Here is a 19,882-nt window from a genome sequence, read left to right on the forward strand (position 1 = left end):
GGTCACCGTTGCTTGGTCGGCATGGTGGCTATTTCTTTTTAATACTTGCGACGACAATATCTTGAGTAATTGGAATAAATTTTCTATAATAAGGATATAAAGAAAAATATCAGGTGCTCGACACACCTGATCATTACAACACACATGCCGCAGGATGAAGCGGCTAACCGTTAAAATTAGGTAGAAATAGTCACCGTTGCTTGGCCGGCAGGGTGGCTATTTCTTTTTTGTTATAGCGACGACAATAGCAACAATAGCTGATATAAATACTGCTTCAAATGTAAGAGCTGCAAATACAATTGAGAGTACTTCGTATGTCGTCATAACTGACACCCCCTTTCATAGGGAGTGTCAGCCGCCACCCTGGATATGTAGTTGTAATACTATCATTATATCATTTTAAGGAATAATTTTCTATAAAATTAGGAACGTGCGTTCGCTTTTTGGTGTTGGCTAATCTTTTCTACAAACTTTCTAAAGTAATTCAACTAGTGAAACACATGTACATTCAAACAAGCTAAGAACCTTCCCAACAACCACAAGTGGGAAGGTTTTATTGCGTGGTCCCTTGAATTATCCAAGTTGACACGGGTTATTCTTAATTAAGAATCAGTTCTTACACACTATCAAAGCACTATGATATATTGATCTTTCATTGGGTGGAAGCGTGGGGACGTACCTGTCCTTTTGTCCCTAGTATCAATAGCTAACTTATTTCCCTGTCACGACCTTTACATAATAGGTGTACCAGTCTAATGCTTCTCCGCCAACAGTATTTAAAGTAATGGACGCTTCTTTTTGTAATTCAAAACTCTCGTCAGAAAAGCTTTCTTGAGAAGTTGCAGCATATTTTTTTATCAAATCTATGCATTGTTTAAACTGATTTAGAGAGTGTCTAGTCTCGGAAATCATTCCCTCAACGATAGCGATATCTTTTTTAATATTGATGCCTTGAGACTTCGCAGATGCTTTCATTTTTCCAAAGTCTTTTGAAATGGATTCTAGTTTCTCGACTAGCGAGCTTTGCAATGCTTCTGCGGTAAGGAGACTAGTTGGTTCCTCGCCAATACTAATAGCATAGGCCGAATAATGTAGTGAATCTGCTAAATGGATATGATAATCCGTTAAGTCTTCTAAATTTTTGTATGTATCCATCAATTGAACCTGGATTTTAAGATTATTGACTGTTTTTTTCGTTATACCATCTTCCTTTACCACGGGTGTAATCGCGTAGGTATTTCCTGTTTTTTTGACAGTTGCACCGGATAACTTCGTAAGTTCATCCATCTGAACATACACTTTTGAACCATATGCTAACGTTTCAGTCGTCTGTGTTTTTCCATTCAGTTTAACGACATGTGATCCAAAAACAGCCGTAATCTTTTTGCTAACCGATTTGGCATATCCAGTATTTGAAACGACTAAAAAAACAATCAGGACTAAAATAAATACACTGCTTTTCTTTTTCATAAACCCATTCCTCTCTCTCTCTCGTTACATTATTTCTACTAAACTATTAGGAGAGCACCGCCTCCAGTCCTTCATTAATACGTATAGCGTGCGACTTGTTCGTCATTGATAATAAGTCCTTCTATTTCTTGGAATCCTGCCTTTTTGTAGAGGTAACTTGTATGTTCGTTCGTTGGTTTATCATTCCTCTTAGTTGAGTTAGTATTCTATTAGATACTAGTTGGAAAAGGTTCCCATTCTCATATTATTAACTCTTATATGTCAAACTGTCTATTATTTATTTTTTTTAAAAAGAACATTACCTTAATGTCTCTTTCTCCCATCAACTCAATACCATATTTCGCTTCATTGCCACATATACATTACATTAGGTCTTTTGTAATAAATTCTTCCTACTATCTTACAAATTTCGCCAAATATTAACAATCTTTGTTTTATGGACGGCCATAATTAACTATAATTAAAACTAAAAAGGGGTGTAACTGAATGGATGCCGTGATGAGCTGTGAATACGAGTATGATCAAAAGGTAAGCTTTGCGCTGCAACAGAATCATGTACCTGTTATTAAATATCTATCCTTAAAAAATACTAGCAGCGAACCTCTCCAACAAATCCATATACATATTTCATCCAATCCGAACTTTTCCGAACGGTTTACAGTGAGCCTAGAGGAATTAGGGGCTGGAGAGGTCATACAACTTAAACCCAATCTTATCTTAAACTCGGAGTATTTAAGCAATCTGGAAGAGAGTGTTTCTGGACATCTTCATATTCAGATTACATCAAAAGAACGTACGATTTACGAGGATTTTTTACCAATCGATGTTTTGTCTTTCGATTCTTGGCCAGGTGCTTCGATTGTTCCTGAAATCATCTCTAGTTTCATCACACCGAATAGACCCTTTGTTATGGAGATTTTGAAACAAGCTTCGACGATTATGGAAAAGAACACAGGTACTAATGCTTTGGATGGTTATCAGAGTGGTGATCCTAATCGTGTACTTGCTCAACTTTCTGCTATTTATTCTGCCATTCAATCACACCACATTGTGTATGCCAATCCTCCTGCTAGTTTTGAACAGGAAGGACAGAAGATACGTTTTCCTGACATGATTAAAGATCATAAGCTAGCCACCTGCTTAGATTTAACTCTCCTTTATGCTGCTTGTGCGGAAGCCATTGGAATTTATCCGATTATCGTTTTTCTTAAAGGTCATTCCTTCCCTGCTTTCTGGCTAAAAGAGCAAACCTCAGCGGAGAGTTTTCAAGACGATAAGAGCATTTTAACGAAACATATGGCAAATGGGATACATGAAATTGTAGCGGTGGAGTCTACTCTATTAACAAACCCTCATACTAGTTTTACGACGGCGGTTCAACAGGCGAGAAGTAGTCTAGAGAAACCAGGTTATTTTCTCTTTTTTATCGATGTCTACAGAAGCCGAATTGGTCAAATCAAACCGATTTCATTACGAAGAGTAACAGGCGATAGAGTTCAAGTTTCTTTAGAAGCTGACGAGCCTGTTAAGGTTGACCCTCATTTTTCGTTTGAAAAGGTCGAAGTCATTCCGGAATCGGCTTCAAAACCTGTAGAACTGAGTAGGCAGACGGAAAAGGTGACGTATTGGCAAAATAAACTGATTGATATGAGCCTTCGCAACAATTTACTCAATTATCGGTTACATACACAAGGTATCCCGCTCATTACCTCTGATTTAGCAAAAACAGAGGATCTTCTAGCCATGGGGAATAAAGTGTTTATCCAGCCATTGCCAAAAGAGCTGAGAAACCAAGTTCGGGATTTTAAAGACCATAAAGTTTTAATGTATTCACAAATCCTTAAGGAAGATATGCAAAACAATCGTTTGCGTTCAACATTGTCCGAAGCAAATTTAGAAAAAGAGCTTGTTAAACTATACCGCAAAGCTAAAAATACACTGGAAGAAACGGGAGCTAATTCTTTATTTGTTGCGCTTGGCTTTTTGAAGTGGGTTGACCCAAAATCGTATTCTACTGAGCGGTTTGCACCCATATTATTAATGCCTGTTGATTTAATCCGCATGTCTGCAAATAAAGGCTACTACATTCGTGGACGTGACGAGGAAATTCAAATCAATATCTCACTTATCGAGTATCTTAGACAAAAGTTTGAAATAGATGCCTCCATGCTTTTTGATATCCCAAAGGATGACCATGGAGTAGATGTCAAGAAAGTGTTAACAACGATGAGAAGGCTTATTATGCCTATGAAACAATGGGATGTCGAGGAAGATGCCAGTATAGGTGTATTCTCTTTCTCGAAATTTGTGATGTGGAACGACCTTGTTCATCATACAGATGAGTTAAAAAAGAATAAGGTTGTTAGTGGGCTAATCGATGGGAATTATGTAGCTGAAGTTAGCCAATCCATGACGGAACCCTTAACAACGGAGAAGGATGAAGAAGAAACGATTTATATGCCTTTAAGTTCTGACAGTACCCAGACGGAAGCTGTTCTGGCAACTGGTGAAGGAAATAGTTTTGTTTTGCACGGGCCACCTGGATCGGGAAAATCACAAACCATTACGAATATGATTGCTCATGCCCTTGCATTAGGTAAATCTGTTCTTTTTGTGGCGGAGAAAATGGCTGCCTTAAGTGTCGTACAATCGAGACTAGCCAATATTGGTCTAGGACATTTCTGCCTTGAAGTGTACTCCAATAAAGGGCAGAAAAAAGATATTCTTGCCCAGCTGGAAACTTCATTTGAAAATCAATATGCAACGAAAGGAACCAATTGGAGTGCAAAAGCTGAAGAGATTAAGAAGCTAAAGAAGGAATTAAATAGCTACGTACATGAACTACACCAGACGACTTCGTTAGGTCAAAGTATCTTTCAAATGATTGATATCTATTCGAACTTAGAAAAACCGCAAACGGAAATGAACTTTGACAGAAACAAAGTAAAAGAAATGGATCAAATGTCCTTTGAAAAATCCAAGCAACTCATTGAAAATATGACACTTGCGGGGGAAGTGTGCGGCAGGGTAAGGGATAACCCGTGGATATCGGTTAAACAGTCGGATTATTCGTTAAGACTTCAAGATGAAGTAAAAGGACAGTTAACATCCATATCCGTTAGCACAACCCAGTTGCTAGAATTGGAACCTCATTTAGAGAAAATAGGATTAGTCGATCGTGATAGAAAGCATCAGTGGTACAAATTTATGAATGAACTCCTCCCATCTTTACAGTCTTTACCTGAACTGAATTTTACCTTACTTGGAGTGGAGTCATTTGAAAAAGTGAAGGTGAAAGTGGAAGACGTTATTCATAGAGGACGCAGTCGCGACATAGATTCTCATAAGCTTTTTCAAAAGTTCGATAAAATGATTGTAAAACTAGACACCACTGCTTTACTTCAGGATTTAAGACTTGCGGAGAACAGCTGGTTTTTAAAAAAGGTCTTGGGAAAGAGTAAAGTGACGAAAGAACTGAAAAAGTATTTAGCCTCAAAAGATAAAATAGCACCTACTGAATTAGAAGAAATACTCACGACGATTCAGCGGCTGCAAGAAAATCAACAAGTTTTGGAGCAAAATAATGATTTAATGAACAATTTTTTTCCTAAATTGTGGGAAGATACGAAAGCCAGCTGGGATGATATCGAACGAGGAATGAAATGGGCTGCACTGGCTCGTTCCATGATTAGAAAAGTGAATGATTCCTCCGAATACCTTGGGGAAGTCGCTCAAAAGTTAGAAAATAACAAGCAAATGCTATCTGACATAAACGTAACAGCCCAAAGGATTTCCTACGAAAAGGCTTACAGAGAGATTATGAATGGGTGGGAAACGCTTCAATCGAAGTTGATGGTTTCTGAGTTTCATGAGCCAGAGCAAAATGACTGGGTCCACTATATGACAGGTAAGGCCAATCGCTTGATGGACTCATTACCTCAATTAAAAGATACTTGCCATCTGGTGCGAACGATAAAAGAAGCTGACTCGTTTGGGTTAGAAAACGTCACCCTACCCTATTTGCAGGGTGACATCAGTCATCAAGATCTGCTAGCTACTTATCTGTACGGTTTTTATCGAACTAGAATTGACGAAGAGATTACAAGCAGTCAGACACTTTCCCATTTTACAAAAGCAGAATTTGAAAATAAATTGCAACAGTTCAATCACCTTGATGAGGAAATGAGTGAATTAACCAAATTAGAGGTTTACGTAAAATTAATGGAGCGTGTGCCGGATTTACAAAACAACATTATTCAAAGTTCTGAACCTGGAATAGTAGTGAAGGCCATCAAAAGTAAAGGAAGAGGCATTGCCATTCGTCAACTTTTTGAGCGTATTCCAAACTTACTTCCAAAGATTAAACCGTGTATGCTCATGAGTCCCTTGTCGGTGGCACAATATCTAGCGCCGACTTTTCCGAAATTTGATTTGGTTATATTTGACGAAGCTTCCCAGCTGCCTACAAGCGAAGCGATTGGCGCAATGGCCAGAGGTAAGAATGTCATTGTCGTTGGTGATCCGAAGCAATTGCCTCCAACGAGCTTCTTTAGTGCTCAGCAATCAGAAGAGAATTTTGATTTGCAGGACTTGGAGAGTGTCTTGGATGATTGCTTATCGATTCGAATGCCTCAAAAGCATCTAAGGTGGCACTATCGAAGTGAACATGAAAGTTTGATTTCTTTTTCTAACAATCATTTTTATGAAAACAAACTAATTACGTTCCCTTCCATAGATGATCAAGTTTCCAGAGTCTCCTTCCGAAATGTGGGTGGCATCTATGACCGAGGTAAGACGAAACAGAATAAAATCGAGGCGGAAGCGGTTGTCGATGAAATTTTTGCAAGATTAAATGATCCTTTGAAACAACAGGAAAGTATCGGTGTGGTTACATTTAGTCAGGTGCAACAGACATTGATTGAGGATCTAATCGATGAACGTTTAAAATCGGATTCCACATTAGAAAAGTTTTTTACCGATGAAGTGACTGAACCTGTTTTTGTAAAAAATCTAGAAAACGTCCAAGGTGATGAGCGGGATGTTATTCTATTCGCTGTTGGGTACGGTCCAGATGAAAATGGTCAAATGACACTCAATTTTGGTCCGCTCAATCGTGATGGAGGATGGCGTCGTCTAAATGTTGCGGTATCCAGAGCTAAAAAAGAGATGATCATTTTTGCTTCGATGGAGCCTGATAAAATTAACCTTTCTCGAACCAATTCAGAAGGCCTCCATAGTTTACGAGCATTTATGGAGTTTGCAAAACGCGGAAACGAACCTCTTTTATTAGAAAACCGCCAGTCGGCAACTAAAAAGCACCATACCATTATTTCTAAACTAAAAAGGCGATTAGAAAAAAACGGCTATAAAGTGGCAACCCATGTTGGAAAGAGTGAATTTAAGGTCGACCTAGCTATCCTTGACCCCAAAAATCCTGGTAAATATATGGCAGCCATCCAATTAGATGGACCAAACTATGCCAATCGGAAAACAACACGTGATCGTAATAAACTGAGTGACCTGATTTTAGAACGACTAGGTTGGGAATTGATTAAAATTTGGTCGATTGAATGGTGGCATAATGAGGAGAAGCAGATTGATATTCTATTTGAAAAACTAAGGGAGATTGAAAAGAGATCTGCTTTAAAAGGTGTTCAATCGGTAACTCTTCGGCATAAGAGGAAAGAGGTAACCATACAACAAAAAATTAGTCATTTGGTTATGGCCTCTGGTGAAACAGGTGGAAAAGATAACTATTATGAACAGATAGCATTAGCTGATGTAGACATAAATAATGAACTGTTTTACACCTACCAAGGGAAGCCGATTATACGAACTCAAATCGAGCGTCTTGTTAGCGAAGGAGCTCCGATTAGCTTTTCGGAGCTTAGTAAGGCCATTGTCAGTGCTTGGAAATTTACCCGAAGCGGTGCCAAAATCGAAGCGATCATTCAAGATGTCTTATCAACAATGAAGGTGCATGTAACAAAAGAAGAAAAAGGAATGTTCATTTGGAGAGATAAAGAACAATACGATTCCTATACGGAGTTTCGTAGGCAGAACATAGATAGACGTGCGCTACAAGATATCAGTACAGTGGAATTGGCCAATGGCGTCATGGAAATTATGAAAACAGCACTGCGATTACCTAAGTCTGATTTAGTCCGAGAGATATTGAGACAATTGGGTTATACCCGAATGAATAATCAAGCGGAGGGATATGTCCAAGAAGCCATTGATTTTAACATAGAAAGAGAATTAATTACTGAGGATAACGAAGGGCATCTTGAGGTCAGGAGGTAGGGACCTAAAGTAGGGACACAGTTTGAACTGCACCACAATTGTTAGACAAAACTAACAATTGGAGGTGTAGTTTTTTTATGACCATGACCAAGAAATATCCTTCATTTTGTGATGCCATAAGGATTTAAAGAAAAAGATCAGGTGCAGTCACACCTGATCATTACAATACTCATGCCTAGCACTATTATAAGTTGCAGTTAAATTCCAAAATCAAGCCATCCGAATTGCTACATAATCCTCTAACTTTTGGGATTCGCTACTAATGTGTGTGGGGTATTGGTTAATTATCTATAAGCGCTGTCACATGTATTAGCCTGAGGTTCATAATAACAATGCTGCTTATATTGCCCTGCAAATGGTTGGTCGTACCATGTCGGAGGACAATTACCGAAGGGATTAAAATACCATAGAGCATACTTTGAAGGGTGTTGTCTCCAATGCTTTATCACATCTCGTGCCAATTTCCTCTCTAAATCTCTTGCTGGTCCATAAAATAAATTACCTTTTTGGACTGCTTCAAAAGAGTAATTTCCACCTTGAACTTGAAAAATCACATCACGTATGGTTCTTACATCCCTAAAATCTAAACAATCAGCTACTGCTCGGTTTACAATGACATTCCCGACCATAAGCATCCCTATCCGCCCCTCACCGACAGCCTCTGCATGAATCATCCTTGCGATCAAATCAATATCCTTGCTGGTATGTTTTACTCTTGCCACAATCATCACCTCTAAAATCATTGTATGAGTAAAACTTTGGAAAATGTTAGTTTGGTGCCTTTTTGTTCGATGTCTGTCACTACCCGCATAAACAAGTGCCTGGCACCACTCGTGGACAATTTACATAATCTTTCCATATCGGGTGCAGGGCCTTTTTCCCTTGCAACTAAAAAAAGCTGAAACTCATCCAAAAGATTAGTCTCAGCTTTTTTGCACCAGCCATCGTTAAGCAGAAAGTAAAACTTCTTTACGACGATCTAGTCTTCGATAGAAAATCGCAACCAACATAGCTGGGAGTGTACATAAAATCATTCCGATAAAGGCATACCTAGGCTCAATTTCGTATAAATAGCCTCCTAAAAGGGTGAAAATGGCTGTACTCCAACTGAGTGCAAGTGCTGAATAGATACCTTGTGCCCTTGGTACTAGCGAGTGTGGAATGTGTTTGATTAAGTATTTCATAAAGGCATAGTGGCTCATCGCAAAAGAAAAGGCATGTAACGTTTGAGCGAAAGAGAATACAATGACATTTGGAAAAGCAAATACTAAGATCCAACGCAGGGAAGAACCAACTGCTGCTATGAACAATAAAGTACCTACTGAAGTGTTTTGAAAGTATTTATCTGCCAATGAGAAAAAGATGATTTCTGCAATGACTGCGATGTTAAGGATGACCCCAATGAGGTAAACGGGTGCCTCGATATCCTGGAGAAAAATATAACCGTAATTGTAAATCGTAGCATGTGCGGCTTGAAGTAAAAGCACAATCACAAGTACTAGACTAAAGTGTTTGATTTTTAATAACTGTAATATTCCAAATCGTTGTGTTGGATGTTTCGCTTCCGGCTTAACAGATAAGATTTCAGGTGCACTCATAAACCCTAGACACACAAACAAGATGATTCCAAGCAATAATGACCAAAAAATAACGTCATCTCCAAACATTCCTGTGAAAATGGTAATGATCATACCAACGGTGACAAAACCAATCGAGCCCCATTGACGACTTTTTCCATAGTGTTTTAATTGTTTATTTTGTACTAGAACACTGGCCGAACTATCTAGTGCAGGCATTAGTACTGGATAAAATAGATGTAAAAGGATGGTTACTAGGAGTAAACCGGTAAAGGAATTTACTGGAATGTAACCAATCAGAGCAACCAATGTGCCAATTCCCGCAATATTTAATAGAATCTTACTGCTGAATCTTCCGGATAAATAGGGGAAAGCAAATAAGGTAGAAAGCCCTCTTGCAAGTAAACCAAAGCTCATAATGAAGCTAGCCTCAGAAACGGTAATTCCTTTTGTATAAATCATCCATCCTGACCAATACGGTAAGAAAATGCCCCATGTCAGAAAAAAACTGAAAAAACGTGTACTCATCCAACGATGTGTGTTCATGATTATCCCCCTTACTGATTGCATGATATCATGGTATAAAGATGAATAATATGAGATATCTCCTATTTTAGAGGTGGAAAATGGAAATTTATAAAGGTGAGAAAAAAAGATGGTATTTGGAGAAACACCCCATTGCCCATCATTTTTCCTTTCGAGTCGAAGAGTTTATCGAAGTACGTGAGTATCAAAGAGATGAATGGATTATTCAAGAGGGCATGAGACCGGATTTTTTGTTTTATGTGATTGAAGGAAAGGCCAAAATATATGTCACCCATCAAAATGGCAAAGTCTCTTTAATTAATTTTATCAATGAAAATGATTACATCGGGGAAATGGAATTATTGAATGATGAGTATTATACAAAGGGAATTCAGGCATTAACGAAGACGATTTGTTTTGCTCTTCCTTTTCTGCACTATCGCAAACGGTTGCTAGAGGATGCTAAATTTTTAAGGGAATTAACCAAATTTTTGAGCGGGAAAGCCACCCATATGGCAGCAAAGTATACACAGAGCCTTGCTTTCCCACTAGAAAACCGGCTTGCTGATTTTATTCTGCAAACGGCAGATGAAGGGATCTATAAGGAGAAGCATGTCATGGTTTGTGATTATCTAGGGATATCCTATCGACACTTATTGCATGTACTATCCCAATTTTGTGAAAAGAACTACTTACAAAAGGATGGACGGAACTTTCGAATTAAACAATACCAGTCATTGAATGAACTGGCTGAAGTTTTGAAGAGTAAATAAGGGATACTATTTGGAGTTGTTTTGGTTAGGATGACGCTTGTTTGCGGACATTGGTTCCTCTAATTGGTTGCTCTTCAAGAAGAAGTTTTATCCTTAATTAAGTAAGTAACCAGCGGCGAAAGTAATATAAGGGGAGATTTTCCGGTTAAATTCAGAATAGAGCTCTTTTCGGGCTAAATAAGGGGAGATTTTCCGGTTATGTCAAGCAAATTCCCCTTTTTTAACGTTTTTCTAGTCAATAGGCGGAATTTCTTCCCCTATTAAAGCTTTTTTCAATGCTATTTGCTAATTAAGCGAAATTTCTCCCTCTATTTTTCGAGAGGATGATTCAAAGTCCTTCAAAACTCCAACAACTACCCTCTTAAACTGCTGATATTAATATTCCAAATAATACGACTTTGATTATGACAGAACATATTCGGTAGCGAAATATCAACTTTTGTAGATTCAGGTGCCAGGCACCAAAAAGAAGACAGTTGTCTATTTGTGGTGCGCCTGACACTTTTAAATTCAAGAAGAAGCAGAGGACCGTTCCCTGCTTCTTCTTTGTCATAAAGTTGTCACTAAAGAAAAGCCTTAATGTCATAGAATTGTCAGCCCTGTATAGATTAGCTTTTGTTATGATATTTATATACCAACTATTTACATGTCTGATCGATTTAACAGATAGATCGTTAGCTCTTAGAAACTATAAACTTACTTCTATGGCGAGTAGGGGAAAGGCTTGTTCCGAATGAAAACTTTTTCATTAAAATTTAATTCTGAAACCTTAGTTTTTGCTATCCTTTTAGGATTTATCATGGTTTCCTCCGTCTACCATTTGAATTTTTATTATGGTGTTACCTTTACTTTTACAAGCATTTTCCTTTTTTTGATCCTTCGGCTGTTTGGCCTTCGGTTAGCCATTTTTGGGCTATGTGTCACTTTTGTGTTTATCCCTCATGAATTCACTTATGTCGCGTATAATCTGATTTTATTTGCCGAAATCTTGTTTGTAGGTACCTATTTCCATCTTAAAAAGAGAGCAAAAATGTTTTTTGTTGATGCCTTTTTCTGGGGGACAATGGGCCTTAGTGCGCTCTTTTTTCTTCTTCATTCGTCACTAAATGGAGATGCGTTATATTTTCAGATTCTTAACGATATCGTCAATGGATTATTTAATGTTTTGATTGCTGATATGCTCTTAGCTTATTTCCCTTTTTACAAGGTGATGAAATCTCGTTCAATGAATAAAAACAATGTCTCGATTCACCAGTTTTTATCTCATATCACCATTATTTCAATCATGGTCCCGTTTTTCTTAATTATATTAACGAAGACATGGACGGTCCATGAGTTATTTTCTATCAATTTAAAAAGTGAAGTCGAGGAAAGTGTCCATGAAATAGAAAAAGAATTACATCTATTGGATACAACCCTGCCAGTAGCTTCTCCCTTACAAAAAGGGAAGCTAGAGGAGATAGTAGACGAACATACGTCACCTAAATTTGATCTAATTATCACTGATTCCCAAAATAAAATGATTACTTCTAGTTTACAAAAGAACCAAGATTCATCCTTTAATTTGAATGATAAGTATGAGATTAAAGAAATCTCAACTAACTTTTATGAAGCTGTTCCTAAGGGGCAGTATGAAGTTCTACCGATTCTAAAATGGAGATCAGGAAAAATAGTTTTTGAAACTCAAATGGAAGCCTTGTCTATTAAACTATTTATTCAGTATCCACTCTCACAATTCCAAGACCAAATATTTAAAGAATTAATCTTTCATTTAAAATTATCCATTTTGTATTTAATATTTACGATCGGTATTGCAATAGTCATTAATCGAATCATCATGAATAATTTAAGTCAATTAACCGATGTCACGACAGGCTTGCCAGCGAAGGTAAAAAATCTAGAAACGATTGAATGGCCTCAGTCTACTATTTCGGAGTTCCGTTTGCTTTCTCAAAATTTAAAAGTAATGACACAAAAACTAAGAGAATCCTTCCAAGAAAAGGTGGAAATGAACAGAATTCTCACGACTCAAACGAACAAATTAAAGGAATCTGAAGAAAAACTGCATCAATTAGCTTATTATGATGTATTAACTTCTCTTCCTAATCGGTTGCATTTTCAGGATTATGTAAGAAATTATATTAAAACTAATCCTTCAGCACCACTTGCGATTATTTTTATTGATTTAAACCAATTTAAGCAAGTCAATGACATATTAGGTCACAATGCAGGAGATGTTCTGCTACAGTTATTCGCTAATAAACTTCGAACGTTACAAGGTCCTAATAGGGAGGTGTTCCGGATTGGTGGAGATGAATTTGTCGTTGTTCATCAAATTAATAGTCGGGAAGAGGTCTATGTAACCTTAGAAAAAATTCAAGAGCAGTTTTTTGCACCTCTTACCATCAACGGGCAAGTTCTGTATGTGACTGGAAGTGTAGGGGTAAGCTTGTACCCTTACGATGGAATTGATTTAGACACTCTTGTAAAATGTGCGGATATAGCCATGTATGCTTCAAAGGAGAAGTGTGGTAAGAATCCTCAATTCTATAATGACTCGATGATGGACAGGTTTCAAGAACGGTTAATCATTGAAAATGCATTGCGAAAAGTAGTGAATCAAGGTGGCTTTAAGTTATTTTATCAACCAAAGATTCAGTTTGATGTCGTATCTAGTATAGAAGCACTGATACGATGGAATGACCCGACCTTGGGGAATGTTTCACCAGAGATCTTCATTCCAATTGCAGAGGAAATGGGAATTATCTCAAAAATAGACGAGTGGGCCCTTCTAGAAGCATGCAAGCAGAATAAAAAATGGCAAGATGCTCATTTACTAAAAGTACCTATTTCTGTTAATATATCAGCGAAAAATTTTCAGCAGGATGATTTAATCTTATGGATAGAAAAGGCTTTGTATGAATCAGGATTAAGTCCCCAATATTTAAAACTTGAAATCACTGAGAGTACATTTATCAAACATCCTAAGCAGGTTGTTAAAATGCTCCACTATATCAAAAGCTTAGGTGTTCAAATTTCTATCGATGATTTTGGAAAGGGGTATTCATCCTTTACACATTTACTTGAATTACCTGTTGATGAGATTAAAATTGATAAAAAGCTTATAACAGGTATAGATCAAAATGAAAAACAGGAACTATTAGCAAAGTCTATTATTGATTTAGGGCACGGACTACAGCTTAACATTGTTGCAGAAGGGGTAGAAAACCCAAACGAAAGAGATCTACTAATTCAATTGGGATGTGATGAGCTACAAGGGTATTTGTTCAGTTTTCCCCTTAATCCTTTAGAAATGAAGGATTTCTTATACATGAACACTAAGAGCCAAGCAAAATCATTCGTTAACGTTTAGTCAAAACAGAATTTGAGGAACTTCCCTTGCTTTAATAGAACAAAGGTCAGATTCCCGTTAAGAATCTGGCCTTTTATGTATTCTCACATAAGCAAAACTTCCGATTGACCCCGAAAATAACCTTCCACGCATCTTTTTTAAAAAAAAGTGAAACCAAACCAGTCGTTTGTTTCGTTTACTTTATGTAATCACTTGAAAGAGGAGGTCCCCATGAACAACGACCAAGAATTAATCATTAGAATAAGGAGCGGAGATAAGGAAGCATTTGGCTTGCTCGTGAAGAGTCTGCTACCAACAGCTTTTAAAACCTCGTTTTTAATTCTTAAATCAAAAGAACATGCAGAAGATGCGTTACAAAATGCCCTAGAGGGTGCTTATATCAGTATTATCAAGAATAAGGAAATACCGAATTTTCGTGCTTGGTTTTTCAGTCTGGTTTATTCGCGTTCTATAGACATTTATAGAAAGATTAACCGTCATGTGCATAATGATATTGAGCATGTAGAAGCTCAGGTAAGTATTAGTGATCCATCTGTCCAGCAGGTTGTGATTCAAAAGGAAAATAAAGCGGAAGTGATTGGACATATCATGAAGTTGAAACGAGAACAGAGTGTTCCTCTTTATCTCCATTACTACGAAAGTTTAACGATAAAGGAAGTTTCTCTCATTCTTGGTGAAAATGAAAATACCATTAAAACGAGAATGAAACGTGGAAAACAACAGCTAGGGCAGATCATGAGGCAATCTCATATTTTACAGGAGGTAAAAGTGAATGGCTTATAAGAACGAAGATTTTCAATCATTGAATGACCTTCAGATTCCTCATTCTCTCAATACATTCATTAAAGAATTGCCAGACCGTTATGAGAATGGAGAAATTGACCAACAGATAGAAGTACAAATGGGAAAAGACTGGAGCCGATTTTCTCAAAATGCTAGAAAGGTAAATAGAAAGTTCAGCAATAAGGTTGTTTATTTTTCAATCGTCATAGCAGCCACATTCTGTCTCTTTATTGGAGCAGCATTCGTATCTCCATCCGTTGCAAGAATTGCTGCAGCCATTCCTTATTTACATTTAGTATTTGATAAGAAAATAGAAGCAAAACCATTGATTTCGGAAATAAATGACGCACTTTACGAAAATAATTATAGCTTTTCCAATATTGTCGTAAGTGTAAATAATACAAAACAAGAAGTGACTGTTGCTGTCCTTGATACTGAAGAATATTTTAATAATGTAAAAGAGCCTCTTCACTCTCTCGTCGAAGAGGTAACTAAAAGAAATCATAAACATTTCACGGTAACAATGATTAATGACCCAGAAACTGGCAAACTTTTTAAAGATACGATGCAAAACCCGTCGGAAGAGGATCAGGAGCTTGAACAAGTCTCGGCGATTGTGGAAGAAGTTTTACAATTATATGGCTATAGCAAAGGTGGACTTGGCGTTCGGTTAGGGAGAATCGATTTGGAAAACATCCCTAATACGGAAACTCGAGTTGAAGAAATAAAAACAGATATAATCAAAGCGTTACGAAATGAGAAAAAGGGAGAATACGAGGTAAAAGTACATCTTTATGACCAAAAGGCAAGAGAGCGAGAAGGAAAGTTTATGCCTATCTATCATACAATTCATGAGGGGTTATCGGCTAAAACAGAATTCTATCAATTCGATAGTGTAGGCTATTCAAGTAAAAAAGATTATTTTTACATGGAGGTCCGCACTACGGTAGCTTCCACCTACAAGGACATTGAAGGAGTAGTCAATAAACTTGCCTCTACCATCCAAGAATTCTTAGATTCAGCAGAAATACAACAACAAATTCAAAACGAACCATACAAAATCGTCATAATCAGCACCGATAAAAAGGAACTAAAAGTGATTCAAAATTAATGTGGATGAAGCCATGGAGACGTTTCGAAATCACTGAAAAGTTTATTTAGTTAGCGGACACTGAAGGGAAATGGGGACAGTATCTCATCCGATCCACTTTTTTGGAAATTCGGACAAGGTGCCTGTCCCTTTGTCCATGGTGGATTTTAAAAGAATGAAGAAGCATATAATGTATTGGAGTAATAGTCGATCAACAGGGGGGGATTATATGAAACGTAAGATAATGACTTATAAGTGCTTAAAAGGTTTTATCGTCCTAATCGTTGGTATTTTATTGCTTGGTCTCATTTTTCCTACATGGACACCTAGAATAAACGGGGTAAATAGCATTAGTACATTAGACCAAATTGAAGTTAATGGGACAAAACTGGAAGTGATGATTAGAGGTGTTGACCGAAATAATCCAATCATCCTTTTTGTCCATGGGGGTCCAGGCTGTTCAGAAATTCCTTATGTAAGAAAGTATCAAGATATTCTGGAGGAAAACTTCACCATTGTTCATTATGACCAAAGAGGGAGTGGCAAATCTTATCACTTTTTTGAGGATTATTCTAATTTATCAGCAGATTTGCATGTGGATGATCTTATTGCTTTAACAGAATATATCACGGAACAATTGAATCAAGAAAAGGTCCTACTGATCGGACACTCGTATGGTACATACATAGGCATGAAAGCAGCAAAGAAAGCTCCTGAAAGATTTGCTGCCTACATTGGAATAGGGCAAGTGGCTGATACTGTTCAAAGTGAGATGGATAGCTTGGAATATACCATTAATCAAGCAGAGCTAGCTAATCATTCCAAAGATGTGGAGGAACTCGAAGCTCTTAAAGAGTCCATTTTACGTGAAGAAAAACTCACTCCTCGTAGATTGGTGCGTAAATATGGTGGTGCTGCAAGACTTATAAATGATAATATCGATTATTATTTGGGTTTTCTACTTAATCGGGAATATAATTTACTAGACATTATTCGTTATGTTAGAGGGGTAGCCATCTCACAGGAAATCTTGATACCTGAAGAAAGAAAGCACAATATTACTAGTATTAAAGAATTAGAGTTACCAGTTTATTTCGTCATGGGCAAATATGATTACATGACTTCTACCAGTGCTGCCAAAACCTATTACCAGCAGATAGACGCTCCACTGAAGGATTTCGTCCAATTTGAACATTCCGCACACTATCCGCAATTCGAGGAAAAAGAGTTATTTGCAGAATGGTTAAATCAAACTTGGAGTGAGCTTGTTGGACAATAGGGGGTGCGATAAGGAAGTAAGGTATTAGATGAAATAATAGATACAGTATATGCAATTACAGATCATGGTGGACTCATTATTGACCAGCAAAAAAGGATGTTGCTAGGGAATATGAGGAAATTTAGCAGGCTATATAAATAGACTATGAATCATGGGGATGGTTCTAAGGCTTCTTTACCTACCTAAGGAAGAACTGTCCCCATGCTCCAAACCATTAAGCTAGCTTATTATCTAAGCCGGTTGAAACCGTCTCTTTCTTTTGTGCAAATGCAAGTTGGAAGAATAGTGCACCTACAAAGGATCCAACAGCAGAAATGAGACATAGGTATAGATAGCCTTGTTGATTTCCTGCCACTTGGACAGTGTACATGGCAAAGGGTCCTAGTAAACTAATACATAATGAATTGACCATGAATCCTAAACTATTAGTTAATCCTCTTACTTCTGGCTCTACTTTTTCCATCATAAGCTTGGATACGATGGGATTAAGTCCAAAATTGGCTGATCGAAATAAGATAAATGCGAAGATGGCGATCCAAAGGTTTTGCGATAACCCTAGTATAATAACAGCTGGAATGGATAATAAATTGTATAGAGAAACGGTTTTCACTTCAGAAAATCTACGGATCATTTTAGGGTTGTATGACATGAAAATGACGGTGGCGAGTGTTCCGGCAGCTAAGACCATACTGATATGGCTGTTGGATAAATCAAATTTAACCAAGAAGAATAGATTGATGAATGGCGCAATGATTCCTAGACTGACTCCGGAAAGAACCTTTGAAAAACTAAACTTCAGGATGGGCATTAATGATTTTGGGTTGCCTTTTATGAAAGATACGAATGAGTGTGTCAGTTTATTTCTAGTTTCAAGTACTTGATCTAGTTTTACAAAAAGTAGCGGAATGGTGCACAGAATGAATAAAATCACTGTCAGAGAAAGCGACAAACGAATACTCATGGTATCTGATATATGTAAAATACCTGAGATACTATCCGAAGTTATTCCACCTACTAATGTCCCTAAAAAAGTAAAAAATGTACCGGAACTAAAGGCAAAAGTAAATAAATCTTTTCTTTCCATTTCATTAGAATACTCCGTTAATAAAGGAACGAAGGTCACGATTGATGCCGCATTTCCTAACCCAATAAGAAATCCCCAGAATAATAGTTCGTTTGGATGAGAGGCAAATAAGTTTCCTATCAGGGAAATGATGAAAATACTTATGCCTACCAATACCCCTTTCTTGGATCCTACACGGTCTGAAAATAGTCCGGCTGGAATATATATAATCGCTTGCGCTAAAAAGTTTAGCCCTACTATTTTTCCAATCATACTCTCATCATGAACGATGCTTTGTAAATACAGATTATACAATACTAAGTGAATTCCCAAACCTAAACAAAACGTTACATTCCAAATCAAAATGGACTTTATATTCTTGGAATAAGTTTGAAACTGACTTAAAAACTTAAAAACATGCATTGGATAACATCCCCTTTGTTGTAATTCATTTACATATTATCCCTGAGTGTTATACCATAACAAGTAGGCACTTTTTTGTTCGTTTTCGAAAAAGGGAGGGGAGTTTGTGAGAAAGAAGCTGTACAATTGTCCCGTTGAACTGACCGTTGAAGTAATGGGCGGAAGATGGAAGTCGAGAATCCTATGGCATATTAGTAAAAGACCTTATCGCTACGGGGAATTGAGAAGACTAATTCCTAATATCACACAAAAAATGCTTACACAAGCCTTAAGGGAATTAGAAGAGGATGGGTTAATTGAACGAAAGGTTTTTGAAGGCAGTATTCTAAAAGTGGAATACTCTTTAACAGACTATGGAGTATCCGCCAGCCCTTTACTAGAACTGATGAGCCAATGGGGGAAAAGTCATAAACAACGTGAAGACCTGTTAGAGGCGGAGGAGAAAAAGGGGTAAAGGATTAGCGGGTCAAAGAAGCATAGGGACGTCCCTATGCTTCTTTGTATTAAACAAACATAAATCGAGCCACTTGCTCGTCCCCAATAATAAGTCCTTCTATTTCTTGGAATCCCATTTTTCGGTATACATAACTTGCATGTTCATTTGTTGGTTCATATGACAGTGTGATGGTTTTATGGTGTTCCTCTTTAATATTCTTAATATCGTCTATCACCAGTTTAACTGCTGCCAGTCCATATCCTTTCCCCTGATGCTTTTGATCAATCATCATGCGATAAATCCAGTATTCATGGTCGTCTTCATCAATTCCATAGAGAGTAAAACCAATCATTTCCTCGCCATGATAGATTCCTTTTGCATGGAAATTTTCAAGAAAGTTCAACTGGGCTAGTGATACTGCGTTGGAAGCAACAAACTTCGTTTGATCTTCTCGGACACGCAGTGAAATTGCCTTTACCCAATTTTCTTTTGTGATAGTGTTTAAATGTAGCATACTTCATCATTCCTTTTTTTAGAGATTATTAATCTATTGATATTTTAAAATGCTGACCATCAATATTATTAAAAACCTTAAAGGTCTGGCCGTCCAGTATTTAGAGTGATTATTTGGAAAATTTGTATTTTACTTCTATCATATTGGTAAACAAATTGAAATATAGTTGGAAAGAAATACCAAGTTTAAAGGGATTTTATATAGTTTGAGAAGAAAATATAGTTCCCTAATAGGAGGAAAAAAATTAGTAAGAATGAATGATAGGGGGATATA

General features: G+C 37.2%; 13 protein-coding genes. 7 read left to right on the forward strand and 6 right to left on the reverse strand.

Annotated features, from left to right (window positions below; genetic code table 11):
• Positions 1-216: 216 nt before the first annotated feature.
• Positions 217-324, reverse strand: a complete 108-nt coding sequence (locus tag LRP83_RS02790) for a putative holin-like toxin (protein ID WP_230495150.1) — start codon at positions 322-324, stop codon at positions 217-219.
• A 387-nt stretch (positions 325-711) separates the two neighbouring features.
• Entirely contained in the window at positions 712-1,470 is a 759-nt protein-coding gene (locus tag LRP83_RS02795; protein ID WP_230495151.1) for a hypothetical protein, read from the reverse strand.
• 486 nt (positions 1,471-1,956) lie between these two features.
• Between LRP83_RS02795 and proA the strand changes: the two genes are divergently transcribed.
• On the forward strand, positions 1,957-7,773 hold the full coding sequence (gene proA, locus LRP83_RS02800; protein WP_230495152.1) for an anti-phage protein ProA: 5,817 nt from the start codon (positions 1,957-1,959) through the stop codon (positions 7,771-7,773).
• A 284-nt stretch (positions 7,774-8,057) separates the two neighbouring features.
• On the opposite strand, the gene LRP83_RS02805 is transcribed toward proA, so the two are convergent.
• The gene (locus LRP83_RS02805) at positions 8,058-8,495 is read right to left on the reverse strand and encodes a cell wall hydrolase (RefSeq protein ID WP_230495328.1); all 438 of its coding nucleotides are present in this window, start codon (positions 8,493-8,495) and stop codon (positions 8,058-8,060) included.
• Positions 8,496-8,720: 225 nt separating this feature from the next.
• On the reverse strand, positions 8,721-9,896 hold the full coding sequence (locus LRP83_RS02810) for an MFS transporter (protein WP_230495153.1): 1,176 nt from the start codon (positions 9,894-9,896) through the stop codon (positions 8,721-8,723).
• Between the two features lie 80 nt (positions 9,897-9,976).
• On the opposite strand from LRP83_RS02810, the gene yeiL reads away from it, so the two are divergent.
• From yeiL to LRP83_RS02835, 5 genes are all read left to right on the forward strand, one after another.
• The gene (yeiL, locus tag LRP83_RS02815) at positions 9,977-10,648 is read left to right on the forward strand and encodes a transcriptional regulator YeiL (RefSeq protein WP_230495154.1); all 672 of its coding nucleotides are present in this window, start codon (positions 9,977-9,979) and stop codon (positions 10,646-10,648) included.
• Between the two features lie 1,030 nt (positions 10,649-11,678).
• On the forward strand, positions 11,679-14,021 hold the full coding sequence (locus LRP83_RS02820; RefSeq protein ID WP_230495155.1) for an EAL domain-containing protein: 2,343 nt from the start codon (positions 11,679-11,681) through the stop codon (positions 14,019-14,021).
• A 210-nt stretch (positions 14,022-14,231) separates the two neighbouring features.
• Positions 14,232-14,804 (forward strand): RNA polymerase sigma factor, encoded by a 573-nt coding sequence (locus LRP83_RS02825; RefSeq protein ID WP_230495156.1) that lies wholly within the window; start codon positions 14,232-14,234, stop codon positions 14,802-14,804.
• A complete protein-coding gene (locus tag LRP83_RS02830) occupies positions 14,794-15,915 on the forward strand; it encodes a DUF4030 domain-containing protein (protein WP_230495157.1) in 1,122 nt (373 codons plus the stop codon). Before LRP83_RS02825 ends, LRP83_RS02830 begins: the two co-directional genes overlap by 11 nt.
• A gap of 220 nt (positions 15,916-16,135) precedes the next feature.
• Entirely contained in the window at positions 16,136-17,173 is a 1,038-nt protein-coding gene (locus LRP83_RS02835; protein WP_435531323.1) for an alpha/beta fold hydrolase, read from the forward strand.
• Between the two features lie 214 nt (positions 17,174-17,387).
• On the opposite strand, the gene LRP83_RS02840 is transcribed toward LRP83_RS02835, so the two are convergent.
• A complete protein-coding gene (locus LRP83_RS02840) occupies positions 17,388-18,599 on the reverse strand; it encodes an MFS transporter (RefSeq protein ID WP_230495159.1) in 1,212 nt (403 codons plus the stop codon).
• Positions 18,600-18,813: 214 nt separating this feature from the next.
• On the opposite strand from LRP83_RS02840, the gene LRP83_RS02845 reads away from it, so the two are divergent.
• The gene (locus LRP83_RS02845) at positions 18,814-19,113 is read left to right on the forward strand and encodes a winged helix-turn-helix transcriptional regulator (RefSeq protein ID WP_230495329.1); all 300 of its coding nucleotides are present in this window, start codon (positions 18,814-18,816) and stop codon (positions 19,111-19,113) included.
• A 49-nt stretch (positions 19,114-19,162) separates the two neighbouring features.
• Here the strand turns inward: LRP83_RS02845 and LRP83_RS02850 are convergent, their stop codons facing one another.
• Positions 19,163-19,609 (reverse strand): GNAT family N-acetyltransferase, encoded by a 447-nt coding sequence (locus LRP83_RS02850; protein ID WP_230495160.1) that lies wholly within the window; start codon positions 19,607-19,609, stop codon positions 19,163-19,165.
• Between the last annotated feature and the right edge of the window lie 273 nt (positions 19,610-19,882).

This window comes from Pseudoneobacillus rhizosphaerae, assembly GCF_917563885.1.
GTDB classification, from domain to species: Bacteria; Bacillota; Bacilli; order Bacillales; family Cytobacillaceae; genus Pseudoneobacillus; species Pseudoneobacillus rhizosphaerae.

Bases quoted from the DNA above. Each gene is read 5' to 3' on its own strand.
- LRP83_RS02790 (WP_230495150.1), bottom strand. From the start codon at position 324: ATGACGACATACGAAGTACTCTCAATTGTATTTGCAGCTCTTACATTT.
- LRP83_RS02830 (WP_230495157.1), top strand. From the start codon at position 14,794: ATGGCTTATAAGAACGAAGATTTTCAATCATTGAATGACCTTCAGATT.
- yeiL (WP_230495154.1), top strand. From the start codon at position 9,977: ATGGAAATTTATAAAGGTGAGAAAAAAAGATGGTATTTGGAGAAACAC.
- LRP83_RS02810 (WP_230495153.1), bottom strand. From the start codon at position 9,896: ATGAACACACATCGTTGGATGAGTACACGTTTTTTCAGTTTTTTTCTG.
- proA (WP_230495152.1), top strand. From the start codon at position 1,957: ATGGATGCCGTGATGAGCTGTGAATACGAGTATGATCAAAAGGTAAGC.
- LRP83_RS02795 (WP_230495151.1), bottom strand. From the start codon at position 1,470: ATGAAAAAGAAAAGCAGTGTATTTATTTTAGTCCTGATTGTTTTTTTA.
- LRP83_RS02850 (WP_230495160.1), bottom strand. From the start codon at position 19,609: ATGCTACATTTAAACACTATCACAAAAGAAAATTGGGTAAAGGCAATT.
- LRP83_RS02825 (WP_230495156.1), top strand. From the start codon at position 14,232: ATGAACAACGACCAAGAATTAATCATTAGAATAAGGAGCGGAGATAAG.
- LRP83_RS02820 (WP_230495155.1), top strand. From the start codon at position 11,679: ATGTTTTTTGTTGATGCCTTTTTCTGGGGGACAATGGGCCTTAGTGCG.
- LRP83_RS02845 (WP_230495329.1), top strand. From the start codon at position 18,814: ATGGGCGGAAGATGGAAGTCGAGAATCCTATGGCATATTAGTAAAAGA.